Source organism: Streptomyces sp. NBC_00322 (genome assembly GCF_036147535.1).
Lineage (GTDB): Bacteria > Actinomycetota > Actinomycetes > Streptomycetales > Streptomycetaceae > Streptomyces.
Genome location: NZ_CP108019.1, coordinates 6,009,353 through 6,021,615 on the forward strand (window position 1 = coordinate 6,009,353; position 12,263 = coordinate 6,021,615).

Here is a 12,263-nt window from a genome sequence, read left to right on the forward strand (position 1 = left end):
TCTTCATAAGATGCAGGTCTAGGGGTGGGGTTGTCATCGTGTTTCGCCGTGGTTTTGGCATGCCGCTTTCTGCTCAGCCGCTGCTGCGGTTTCGTAGTGCATCCATCCTCTCAGTCGGCCTGCTCTCCGGTGCTCTGAGCCTGTCTCTGCTATCCGCGCCAGCGTGGGCCAACCCCGGTGAAGGATTCTCGCTGCGGCCCCTGCAGAAGACCGCTTCGGTGCCGGGCAAGGACCTGAACGTCAGCCGCTCAACGAAGCTCTCGCCCTCTGAGCGCAACCGCTGGCACCCACCGGGGAAGACCGCGTGGCCGACCGCCGGCCAAGCGGACGTCGTGCTGCCCGGCGCCCCCGGCAGCACGGCGAAGGAGGGCGCCGTCCGTCAGCGGGTCCAAGCGGGGTCGCTGCCGGTCCATATCGGCCGGCCGACCACTGCTTCTGCCGTGACCAGAGCCGGCACCCGCACCGCGAGCCCGGACCGCGTGCGTGTGAGGCTCGCCGACCGAAAGGCTACGCAACGGGCCGGGATCCAGGGCCTGCTGTTCTCGATCCAACCGACCAGCATCACCACCGCACCCGGTGCGGCCGCCGTCCAGGTCGACTACGCGAGCATCGAGTCGGCCTTCGGCGCCGGCTGGTCCTCCCGTCTGCGCCTGGTCCAGCTCCCTTCGTGCGCGCTGACCACGCCGGGCAAGGCCGCATGCCTCAAGGGTGTGCCCCTGGCGACCAACAACAACACCAAGGCCCGTACTCTCACCGCAACCGTGGCGTTCCCGGCCAGCCAGGGCACGGCCACGCAATCACGCGCAGCTGCCGTGAACGGCAGCATGGCGGTGCTGGCTGCCGCGGCGGCAGCGGATGGCGGGGAGGGTTCGTTCAAGGCCACTTCGCTGTCCCCTTCCGGGTCGTGGTCGGCCGGCGGGAGCTCCGGTGGCTTCGGCTGGAGTACGCCGCTGGGGGTGCCGTCCGTCCCAGGCGGGCTGCAGCCGAAAGTGGCGCTGTCGTACAACTCCTCTGCAGTGGACGGCCGGACGTCGTCGACGAACAACCAGACGTCGTGGATCGGTGAGGGCTGGGACTACTCGCAGGGGTTCATCGAGCGCACCTATGCCGGTTGTGAGAACGACAAGCAGGGCGGTAACAACACAGAGAAGGTCGGCGATCTGTGCTGGAAGTCGCAGAACGCAACACTCTCCCTGAACGGCACGTCCACTGCCCTGGTGTGGGATGCAGGCAAGAGCGTATGGAAGCTCGCCGAAGACGACGGCTCACGCGTCGAGCGGATCCTCGGCAGCTCCCCGAACGACATCAACGGTGACGAGGACTACGAGTACTGGAAAGTTACGTCGCTGGATGGCACTCAGTACTGGTTCGGCAAGAACCGCCTGCCCGGGTGGACCAGCGGCAAGGAGGAGACGAATTCCGTCTTCACCGTTCCGGTCTACGGCAACCACAGCGGCGAGCCCGGCCACGGATCGGACTTCGCCTCGTCCGCGGCAACGCAGGGCTGGCGCTGGAACCTCGACTACGTCGTTGACCCGCACCACAACGCCATGGCCTTGTACTACTCCAAGGAGACCGGTTACTACGCGCAGAACCTGAAGGTCGACGACCCGGTCTCATACATCCGTGGTGGGTACTTGAGCCGCATCGACTATGGCCTGCGCGCCGGTGCCGTTCCTGCGACGGTCAATCCGGCGGGCCGGGTGACGTTCGGAGTGGCGGAGCGGTGCCTTGCAAACTGCGGCACCTTCGATGAGAGCCATGCCGCCAGCTGGCCGGACGTCCCGGTCGACTTGGACTGCACCGCCGGTAAGCAGTGCTTGAAGGCGTCGCCGTCGTTCTGGTCCCGGAAGCGGCTGACCGACATCAACACCTTCGCCCTGCAGGGCAGCACTATGCAGCCGGTCGATACTTGGACGCTGGCCCAGTCCTTCCCGGCCACGGGTGACGTTTCAAAGCCGGCGTTGTGGCTGGAGTCGATCCAGCACACTGGCAAGGCCGGCACCCTCGCGGACCTGACGTTGCCAAAGACCACCTTCGGCGGTACGCCGATGCCGAACCGGGTGGACTCGGCCGAGGGACGGCCGCCGCTGAACAAATACCGCATCACCCGGGTCACCAGCGAGACCGGCGGCGAGACCCTCGTCAACTACAGCCCCACAGACTGCACTTCCAGCACTCTGCCGTCCTCTCCGGACCAGAACACCAAACGCTGCTACCCGTCCTGGTGGACCCCGGACGGCGCGGTCGACCCGGTCAAGGACTGGTTCCACAAGTACCTGGTCACCCAGGTGATCGAGGACGACACCACGGCCGGCACCGGCTCAGAGTCGAAGACCACCACATACGAGTACGCCAACGGCCCGAACTGGCGCCGCGACACGTCCGAGTTCAACGTTGACAAGCACCGGAGCTGGAGCGTCTTCCGCGGCTACGGCACCGTCCGCACCCTGACCGGCGCCACCAACCGCACCAAGACCGAGACCAGCTACTTCCTCGGCATGTCCGGTGACACGCTCGCCGACGGCAGCCCCAGGCCCGTGGCCAAGATCAACGGCATCACCGACCGCGACGACTTCGCCGGCCGACCCGCGCAGACCCGCACCTACGACAAGGACGGGACTGGCGGCAAGGTGGTCGCCAAAACCACCTACACCCCGTGGGAGTCCGACCCGACCGCCACCCAGAACATCACCGGCATTACTGATCCCGACAAACCCGGCACCCCCGGCCCCGTGCTGCCCGACGCCGTCGCTCGCCATGCGGGTACGGTCACCGAGGCCGCCGCAACGCTGCTGGACGACGGCACGACCTGGCGCAGCCTGACCACCACCCGCGACTATGACCCGGTCTACGGTCTATTGACCGCCGAGGGCGACGACGGCGATATCGCCCGCGGCGTGAAACCGAAGTGCACCCGCACGTCCTACGTCACCCCTGACACCACCAACTGGCTGATCTCCTATCCCTCTCAGGTCACCACGGTCGCTCAGGCGCCCTGCACGCTCGGCTACCTCAACCCCGCCATCACCGGATCCTCGCGCACCTTCTACGACGAACAGGCACCTGGCGTCGCTCCCAACCCGGGGCAGGCCAACGTGACGAAGACCGAGCAGGCATCCAAGCTGGACATCAACAACCAGTTGGTGTGGGAGACCACCACTGAAACCGCGTACGACCAGTACGGGCGAATAGTCTCCGCTGCGGGTCAGGACGGTCAGCCCGTCACCACGGCCTACACCCCTGCCGCCGGTGCCCAGCCCACTACTGTCACGGTCACCAACATCAAGGAACACAGCACCACCACCGCCCTGGACGGGCTTCGTGGGCTCACCTTGAAGGTCACTGACCCCAACCAGCGTGCAGCCTCCGGTGAATACGACGCTCTCGGCCGCCTCACAAAGGTCTGGAGCGCAGGCCGCGCCACCACCGCGAACCCCAATGCCACCTTTGCGTACAACATCTCCCCCACCGCACCGTCCACGGTGACGACGAAAAACCTGTACGAGAATGGCACCTGGGGTACCAGCGTCGCGATCTATGACTCGCTGCTGCGCGAGCGCCAGACTCAGATGGATGCGATCGGCACCACCGGCCGGTCCGTCGCCAGCACCTTCTACGACACCCATGGCCGCGCCTTCCAGTCCGATGCCCCCTTCTACAACGACCAGGCCGTATCGACCGCGTTGCTCACGGTCACGCCCAACCAGATCCCTCAGTCGAACGTCACCGAGTACGACGGCCGGGGCCGCCCCACGGCCGCGGTCACACTGTCGCTGAACGTGGAGAACTGGCGCACTACCTTCGCCTACGGCGACAACTGGACCTCCACCGTCCCACCCGTCGGCGGCACCGCGACCCTCGCCATCGACGACATCCGCGGCCGCGCTATTGAGGGACGCCAGTACAAGGACCGCAACCCGCTCATCGGCGCAGCCGACAGCCAGTACGAGAAGACCACCTACGCCTACGACCGGGCCGGCAATCTCGAGAAGGTCACCGACGCGTCCACCCGCAACTCGTGGACTTACACCTACGATCTGCGTGGCCGGCAGACCGCCACCACCGACCCCGACAAGGGCGCCAGCAGCATGGGCTACGGTGCCGACGGCCGCCTCCAAACCACCACGGATGCCCGCGTCGCCACCCCGGATGCTCACCTCGCCACCCTGGCGACCACCTACGACACTCTCGGCCGCAAGACCAGTCTGCGCATCGGATCGGTCACCGGCACCAAGCTCGCTGAGTGGACCTACGACACCGCCACCGGCGGCAAAGGCCTTCCCGCCTCCTCCACCCGCTACGACAACTCCGTCACCCCGGCAGCCGCCTACAAGACCGCTGTGACCGGCTACGACTCTGCAGGCCGGGCCACTGGCACGACGGTGACGGTGCCTTCGGTGACCGGTGAGGAAAAGCTCGCCGGCACCTACACCATTGCCGCCACCGACACCCCGGTCAGCGGACTGCCCGCCACCGCCGCCTACAGCACCGGCAACACCAATGCCACCACCGCGCTGCCCGCCGAAACCGTCACCAATCACTACGGCGCCCAGGACCAACTCGGCATCGTCGACGGCACCCTGTCCCAGGTCTACCTGCGCGGCGCCAGCTACACCCCGTTCGGGGAACTCGCCCAAGCCTCCCTCGGCAACCTCGGCACCCGCGTCATCCAGACCCTCGGCTACGACACCGTCACCCGCCGCCTCGCCACCTCGATCGTCGACCGAGAGACCACCGGCCCCCAGACCCTGTCGAATATCAAGTACACCTACGACACGGTCGGCAACCTCACCCGGATCCGCGACGACCAGAACGACGGCACCATCGCCGACGACCAGTGCTTCGCCTATGACTGGTCCCGCCGCCTGTCCGAGGCCTGGAGCACCGCGGATGCCTGCACCACCAAGCCGGTCAACGGAACCGGCACTCCGGCCCTCGGCACCGTAGACCCCTACTGGACCAGCTGGACCTTCACCGGCTCCGGCGACCGCGCCACCGAAACCCAGCACAAAGCCGGCCCCGTCCCCGCCGACACCACTCGCAGCTACGCCTACCCCACCACCGCCGGCGCCGCACAGCCGCACGCCGTCCGCACCGTCACGGCCACGGGCGGCGCCACGGGGGCGGACACCTATCAGTACGACGCCACCGGCAACCTCACAAAGAAGACCCCTGCGACCGGTGCCGTCCAGGACGTCACCTGGAATGAGGAAGGCAAGCTCGCCACTTCCACCATCTCCGGGGCGACCACCAAGTTCCTCTATGACGCCGAGGGCACGCGCATCCTCAAGCGGGAACCGACCGCCACCACTCTGTATCTGCCCGGCGGCCAGGAGCTCGTCCTCACCAAGTCCACCGGCGCCCTGGCCGGCACCCGCTACTACTCCGTGCCCGGCGGCTCGGCCATCCGCACCAGCAGCGACGGCAAGGTCCGCCTCCTGGTTGCCGACCACCGCGGCACGAACACCCTCTCCGTCACCGCCACCACGCTCGCCGTCAACCGGCGCAAGACCATGCCGTATGGAGCGCCCCGCGGCACCGCGCCCTTCTCCTGGCCCAGCAAAAAGGGGTTCGTCGGCGGCGACATTGACACCATCACCGGCTTCACCCACATCGGCGCCCGCGACTACGATCCAGCGACCGGCCGTTTCATCAGCGTTGATCCCGTAATGGATCTGACGAATCCTCAGCAGATGCAGGGGTACTCGTACGCCAACAACACCCCGGTTACCTCCTCCGACCCCAGCGGTCTGTTTTGCGACGGTTGCAGCGCCGGCAACCCCGACACGGCCTGGACGCCTGACAATGGCCCCGGCTGCACGCACTACTCCTGCTATGACCACGACGGGAACGTAGACACCAGCACTCCCGTCAAGGGCGGTGGCAGCTCTGCCCCGCCGGGAGCTCCGCCCTCACAGGGAAAGCCCACCATCGGGGGTGTACCGATCCCCACTCCGAAGGAGCTGGCTGCTCGGGGACATCTGACACCTTGGAACACCTACCAGGACGCGCTCCACACCTGGGCAGTGGGTACCTGCCAAGGAAGTAATGCTGATGAGGCTCGCGCATTCTGTCGTGCGGCGACGGAAGTTGGCCTGCTCGACGCTAAGCAGCCATGGGTCGGAGTCGCCATCACCGTTATCGGCGGCTGTGCTCTGGCAGCCGAGGCATGTGTCGGCGCTGCGGTGGATGCCGTAGCTGGCGAGATCGAGGTCGCCGCGGGAGGATCGCTCGGTTCTGGCGCAACCCTGGCTACATTCCGCAGCAAACTGAGCGGCCTGTACAGCAGACTCGAAGCCGAGAGTGATCGGGCTGCGCCCGGCGACACGGCGGCGCTGAGAAGGCTCCTCTCTGGCTGCAAGTGTTTCCTCGCCGGCACTGACGTTCTCATGGCTGATGGTTCCACGAAGGACATTGAAGACATCGAGGTCGGAGACGAAGTCCTCGCGACGGACCCTGAGACGGGAAAGTCCGGCAGCCGCAAGGTCTCACGCCTGATTCGCACCGAAGACGACAAGTACTTCAACGAACTGACCATCGCGACCGATGACGGACCCCAGAAGCTCATCGCCACGCATGAGCACCCCTTCTGGTCCCCCTCCGAGAAGCGATGGGTCGAAGCCGGTCAACTCCAGCCGAGCGCGACACTCCTCACTGATGATGGCACCACCGTCACCGTGACGAACAACCGCGCGTTCACCAAGCACGCGCGCACGTACAACCTCACAGTTGAAGACCTCCACACGTACTATGTGCTGGCGGGTAAGACACCGGTACTCGTTCACAACAGCAACTGCAACTCGCTCACGCGTGCACAGTCTGACGATGTTGCGAATTTCTTGGGGTACACGAAGACCAAAGTGAAGTCTGCAGGCGGGGCCCCGATTTGGGAGAACAAGAAGGCTGGAGGTGGTCAACCTCGGTATATCACCTACGATCGGACCGGGCATAACAAGCAGGCGGTATTCAAGGGTGCCAGCTTCCGTAATCCTTTCCAGTCGACGAAGGATTCGGCTCGGGACGGAACGTATGGGCTGGATGTATCCCCGACAGGAGAGGTGTTGGGTCTCAAGTGGCTAGCCAAATGACAGCCGAGCTTGTCGTCAGCCCGAGCGACCAGCATGTACGAGCCTCCCTGGCAGAGGCGTCGGCCTGGAGTGCCTACGCGGTGGATTTGCGGAGGTTGCTCAACGTGGTGATCGAGGAATGCGGAGCTGACCGTCTTGAGGTCAGTGAGTTGCTGGTCAGCCAACCGCTCCCTGATCGGTACTGGAGGCTCCGCAACGGGATGCAGGCCAACCCGGCGGAGGCGATAGATCTCGCTGAGCGGATGGCGGCTGGGTTCGGACCGTACTGCCGACTGATCACACCGGGGCGGCTTCGCGTCGAGTCGGGATGGGATGGGGCGATCCATCTCTCAATGGATCCAGCGGTAGCCAATTCGCTTACCGGGCTCGCTGGCGACAACCTGTCTCTTGAGTGGCGCGCCTCGGAACCGGATCCTGAGGAGGAGCCAAGACTTGTCGATGACGTCGTGGATGACGAGTTTTGGAGCTCGGTTCGAGCGGCGGCCGATGGGCTAGTGCTCTTGTGTGAGCGCTGGGCGCACGGTGCTTACGGCTGCCGATGGTTCCGGGTGACTGCGGGAAATGTAGCGGAGGTGGCACAGGCTGTACGGCCTCGCTCGCTCCTCTGCGTTGTCGCAAACCCGGACCTGCGGCTCGACGCGGGGCTATTGGACGAAGATTTCACTGCGTTCGAAGCCCCGCTCACGCCTGGCCAGCTCATTTACCGCGCCCACCCAGGGGGGGCCGATAGTCTCGCCGAAGTAACGGACAGGGGATTGTCGTTCATGCTGGCGGATGTGGTCTTGGTTGGGTGGTGCGCCGTGGTGCCGGATTCAGACGGCGTAGTCAGAGCGGCATGGGAGAGCCCTGGCGAGGGGTGAGGGGCGAGGCGGGGGCTATCTCAAGGAATAACCGATTCGCGATCGAAGTGATCGGTGATCCCGCCTCGGAGGGTGGCGTCTCGTCGGCTTCCGAGGCCGCCGGTAGGGTTACAGTCGGGGGTTCCTCGGAATCGTTCCCGATGGACCTGAGCTTCTGGACGGTGGGTGACTACTCTCGAAGTTGGGAGAGAGCCCTGAGGGAGCTTGAGGCGAGTAAGTATTCGACCTCGTGCCTCATCTCCTCGATCACGGACCCGGAGACCGTTAACTTCATCTTCTGCTGGCCTATTTACCGGGAAAGGGGAGATGTCTACGTGCAAAACTCGATCATCTTCCTGGATGACCTCGAAGAACAGTTCAATCCGCAAGAGCCTTGGTGTTATGTGGAAGCTCGGAGTTTGGTTGACGAGGACGGAAGAAGAGTTTCTGAGTGGTCTACGACCACCTCTCAGGTGCGGCGGTTCCGCGAGTCCATCGGGGGTCAGTAGCTCACCTGCATACGCAAATCTGAAGCCCCGCCAGGCTGTGCCTGCCGGGGCTTCAGGGGCTGGTGACGGCAGTAGTTGACGGCAACGTCAGCGGACGGGGGCTGCGCAGAGTGGCGGTTCGTTGCCGTCGTCGGGCCGGTTGCCGGTTTCGGCGGGAGCGCGGAGGGCGCGGCCGAGGAGGTCGATGGCGTCGCGTTGGAGGCGGAGTCGGACGTGGGCGTAGACGGTGGCAGCGACGCCGGCGCCACGACCTCGTCGGGCTCCAGCAGCGGCAGCACCTTGGCATTCGACATACGTCTATGTTGACACACGTCGAACTATTCCGGGGAGGGGGCCGTGCGGCTAGCGGCGGGCCAGGTGGGCGGAAAGGCGGCGGGCGACGCGGGCGGCGTCCCGGCCCACGCCGCGCAGGGAGTTGGAGGACAGGCTGCGCTGCCACTCAAGCCCGACGAACGCCAGACCCGGGTGCACCGGGGAGAGGCCGTCGCGGTGGCGGGGGTGCCCGGGGTCGTCCAGCGCGCCGAGACCGGTGAGATAGGGCAGGTCCTCTTCAACACCCCCGACACCAGCGGGACGTCCGGTGGCGGCGGTGCCCCCGCGCCCGCCCTGGTACAGATCGGCACCGCCGCGGCTACCGAGCCCGCCGCGGCCTCGTCCGGCGGATGCTGCGGCTCGTGACCGACCTCAACGCCGGCAACCGCGGGGCCGCGACCGGAACAGGGGACCGGTCGCGGCCCCGCGCCGCCCTCCCCGCCCTGTGCCTGACGCAGGTCACCAGCTGGGGCATCCTCTACTACGCCTTCCCCGTCCTGAACCCGCAGATCACCGCCGACACCGGCTGGCCGACGGGCGCCACGACCGCGGCGTTCTCCGCCGCCCTGCTCATCTCCGCGCTCGCCGGGATCCGCATCGGCCGAGTCCTCGACCACCAAGGCCCACGCACCGTCATGACGTCCGGCTCGATACTCGGCGCCCTCAGCATTCTCGTCATCGCCACCGCCCCCAACCTGACGGTGTTCGCAGCGGGGTGGCTGCTCGCCGGCCTTGCGATGGCGTCCACCTTCTACCTGCCCGCCTTCGCGGCATTGACCCGCTGGTGGGCACCGGACCACGTCCGCGCCCTGACCATCGTCACCCTCGCCGGCGGTCTTGCCTCTACTGTCTTCGCCCCTCTGACCGCCGCGCTCGCCAACCACCTCTCCTGGCGCGCCACTTACCTGGTGCTCGGCGGGATCCTCGCCGTCGTCACAGTGCCTGCGCACGCGATCGCACTGAACACCCCCTGGCCCAAGGCGCCTCCACCCGCCACCGCGCATACCGACTCCAGTGCGGCATCCGTTACACGCAGCCGACCGTTCTGGATGCTCGCCGCATCCCTCACTCTCTCCGCCTTCGCCATGTACGCCGTCGTCGTTGCCCTCGTCCCCCTCCTGCTCGAACGCGGCTACACCACCACCCAGGCCGCCTGGGCCCTCGGACTCGGCGGCGCAGGACAGACCCTCGGCCAAACCCTGTACGCCACGCTCGCCCGCCACACCGGAGTGACCATGCGGACCACCGCCCTGGTGGCCCTCGGCAGCGTCACGACCGCCGCCTTGGCGCTCACGCCGGGCCCGTACGCCCTGCTGGTCACCTTCTCGATCGCGGCGGGGACGGTCCGCGGCAACATGACCCTGCTTCAGGCCACCGCCGTCACCGACCGCTGGGGTACCACCCATTACGGCCGCCTCTCCGGACTCCTTGCGTTCCCCACTCAACTGAGGCCGGGGCCGCCCGCTCGTGGAGAGGCCCGAACGTTGAAATCGGCCGATCCCAGGTGGAAGCCGACCTCCCAGTCCTGCCCGGGCGGCCTCATCGGCGACCATGAACTTGTCGAATATCGATATGCTCCTCTAATGTTGGGCATATCGAAAATCGATAGGAAGGTATGCGGTGAACACGCGACTCACGAGGACCCTGGCCTCGGTCACCTTTGCACTGGCGGTGCTCTGCGGGCTCGCCTTCATCGGTAAGGGGGTCACGCACATGCTCGACGACGGGGCGGTCTGCGTGCAGACGGACTTCTGGCGCAATGCATCACTGGCGCCGGACCATTTGCCGATGGGCAAGGGCGTGGAGGCGTCCAGCAGTGCCACGCGCCTCTGCCAGGACAGTCCCTCCGTGGGGCAGCGCGCCGCCGACCTCGGGGGAGAACTGCCCTGGCTGCTCTTCGGTTCCCTCGCGCTGCTGCTCTTCTCCCGGCTACTGAAGGCCGTCCTGCTGCAAGGGCCGTTCACCGACACGGTGGCGCAACGGCTCTCTCTACTCGGCTGGTTCGTCACCGTGGGCACGCCGCTGGCCGGCCTCGTCGTCGGCTGGTCGCAGTCCTGGCTCGTCGGGAGCATGGCGCCCATCGTGGGTTCTGGTCCGACGGTCTCCGGGCCGCAGGCGCTCGTGCTCGCTGGCCTCGCCGCAGTGATCATGGGGAAGATCATGCGCGAGGGCGTGCGCATGCGAGAGGACCTCGAAGGGACCATCTGATGCCCGAAGAGGAACTCCACGCGATCCGGATCCACCTCGACCGGCTCCTCGCCCAGCGCGGCATGACGCTCACCGAACTGTCCGCACAGGTGGGCATCACCGTCGTCAACCTGTCCGTGCTCAAGAACGGGCGGGCCAAGGCCATCCGCTTCTCGACCCTGTCGAGGATCTGCGATGTCCTCCAGTGCCAGCCGGGAGACCTGATCACTCACGACCACGCCGAGCCGGCCTAGCCAGTCATCCCCAGCGGGGTCCACCGGGGAGTGGGCCGTTCCTCAGCGCCCCGTCCCTGGACCTGGCTGGCTATCGGGCGGCCCCTCCGCTGTGGCAACTCGTCGCAGGCCAGCGCGGAAGGGGTGGGACAGACTTGCTCGCTGAAGCTCCCCATTAAGGCAGTCCCGCACACGGGAGCACTAGCGATCTGCGCAGGCACCGAAGTCGAGCCAGCCAAGCTTGAGGTCGGGCCAGTCCGACACCCCGTAGAAGTCGGTCTCCTCACGGCTCACAGAGACCCCGCCGCCGTCCTGCCGACCGATATAGCGGGAAACGGCGCCATCCCCGCCTGACTGGAAGACCTGGAGCTCGGCGCGGCCGTCGTGATTGGTGTCGGTGGCCCGTACCCCGTACACGAACGTCGAGTGCTTCATACGGATGGTGCCGGTCCGGTCACTGCTCAGGTCGCGGGCGAGAGGCCCGTAGTGCACCTCATGCACCACCATGTTGTCCCGCGGAGCGTCGCCCTCGTCGCGCTGACTGTAGAAGAGGGCCAGATCGAGGTAGCCGTCGCCATCGAAGTCGCCGAAGGTTCCCCGCGTTTCCATGTCCTCCTCTGGTACGCCTCGCAGCTTCTGCCAGAACCCGCGGGCATCGCCGACGCTGACCGTGGTCCGGTGATCGTCTCTCCGGAAGACCACTGAGCTGGTGCCGTCGCGGTCTTGGTCGTGGATCTCGTCCAGTTGTCCGTCCGCGTCCACGTCGGCGCGCAGGATTGTGCTGTCGAGGGCGCATATGGCTGCGGGCGCGTGGTTGCCTGGTTCAGGCCCGGTACCCAACAGAAGCCACATGCCGCCGGCGATCACGACGAGACCGGCTGCGGTAGCCGTGGCGAGCCGCCGCCGTCGTGTGCGCTGTCGCGGCAGCGACGAGAACACACCCCCAGACGTGGATTGCTTCGGAGCAGCAGAGAAAGGCATGCCAGAACCCTAAAGTGCACCGTGCCGGACCGGCCGTGGGGTACGCAGCCCCGGCGCTGTCGCCTGCGACAACCGCCTGCGGAGTGAAGAGCAGCACCCCCTTTTCAGAGA

The 12,263-nt window shown here is 66.4% G+C and carries 7 protein-coding genes and 1 pseudogene; 6 read left to right on the forward strand and 2 right to left on the reverse strand.

The genetic code is table 11. The features are described from left to right. Positions 1–59 precede the first annotated feature (59 nt). Genes OG905_RS27435 through OG905_RS27445 form a run of 3 tightly spaced genes read left to right on the forward strand, consistent with a single transcriptional unit; the run spans position 60 to position 8,439 of the window. Positions 60–7,091: a polymorphic toxin-type HINT domain-containing protein gene (locus OG905_RS27435; RefSeq protein ID WP_328677965.1), complete on the forward strand. Its 7,032-nt coding sequence runs from the start codon at positions 60–62 to the stop codon at positions 7,089–7,091. Continuing rightward, on the forward strand, positions 7,088–7,951 hold the full coding sequence (locus OG905_RS27440; protein WP_328677967.1) for a hypothetical protein: 864 nt from the start codon (positions 7,088–7,090) through the stop codon (positions 7,949–7,951). The genes OG905_RS27435 and OG905_RS27440 overlap by 4 nt, the downstream gene beginning before the upstream one ends. Next, entirely contained in the window at positions 7,927–8,439 is a 513-nt protein-coding gene (locus tag OG905_RS27445; RefSeq protein ID WP_328677969.1) for a hypothetical protein, read from the forward strand. Before OG905_RS27440 ends, OG905_RS27445 begins: the two co-directional genes overlap by 25 nt. Before the next feature lie 342 nt (positions 8,440–8,781). Here OG905_RS27445 and OG905_RS27450 read toward each other — a convergent pair. Continuing rightward, a pseudogene (locus OG905_RS27450) lies at positions 8,782–8,991 on the reverse strand (FAD-dependent oxidoreductase); the annotation flags it as partial. Between the two features lie 122 nt (positions 8,992–9,113). Between OG905_RS27450 and OG905_RS27455 the strand changes: the two are divergent. Genes OG905_RS27455 through OG905_RS27465 form a run of 3 tightly spaced genes read left to right on the forward strand, consistent with a single transcriptional unit; the run spans position 9,114 to position 11,192 of the window. Then, the gene (locus tag OG905_RS27455) at positions 9,114–10,451 is read left to right on the forward strand and encodes an MFS transporter (RefSeq protein ID WP_328677970.1); all 1,338 of its coding nucleotides are present in this window, start codon (positions 9,114–9,116) and stop codon (positions 10,449–10,451) included. A gap of 13 nt (positions 10,452–10,464) precedes the next feature. Continuing rightward, positions 10,465–10,959 carry a DUF2975 domain-containing protein gene (locus OG905_RS27460; RefSeq protein ID WP_328677972.1) on the forward strand — a complete coding sequence of 165 codons (495 nt, stop codon included), beginning with the start codon at positions 10,465–10,467 and terminating at the stop codon, positions 10,957–10,959. Beyond that, complete coding sequence (locus tag OG905_RS27465; RefSeq protein ID WP_328677974.1) at positions 10,959–11,192, forward strand: helix-turn-helix domain-containing protein; 234 nt, start codon at positions 10,959–10,961, stop codon at positions 11,190–11,192. Before OG905_RS27460 ends, OG905_RS27465 begins: the two co-directional genes overlap by 1 nt. Before the next feature lie 180 nt (positions 11,193–11,372). On the opposite strand, the gene OG905_RS27470 is transcribed toward OG905_RS27465, so the two are convergent. Then, positions 11,373–12,110: a hypothetical protein gene (locus tag OG905_RS27470; RefSeq protein ID WP_328677976.1), complete on the reverse strand. Its 738-nt coding sequence runs from the start codon at positions 12,108–12,110 to the stop codon at positions 11,373–11,375. Between the last annotated feature and the right edge of the window lie 153 nt (positions 12,111–12,263).

Excerpts from the sequence above, each read along its gene's own strand:
- OG905_RS27435 (WP_328677965.1), top strand. The coding sequence starts at position 60 with ATGCCGCTTTCTGCTCAGCCGCTGCTGCGGTTTCGTAGTGCATCCATC.
- OG905_RS27440 (WP_328677967.1), top strand. The coding sequence starts at position 7,088 with ATGACAGCCGAGCTTGTCGTCAGCCCGAGCGACCAGCATGTACGAGCC.
- OG905_RS27445 (WP_328677969.1), top strand. The coding sequence starts at position 7,927 with ATGGGAGAGCCCTGGCGAGGGGTGAGGGGCGAGGCGGGGGCTATCTCA.
- OG905_RS27460 (WP_328677972.1), top strand. The coding sequence starts at position 10,465 with ATGCTCGACGACGGGGCGGTCTGCGTGCAGACGGACTTCTGGCGCAAT.
- OG905_RS27465 (WP_328677974.1), top strand. The coding sequence starts at position 10,959 with ATGCCCGAAGAGGAACTCCACGCGATCCGGATCCACCTCGACCGGCTC.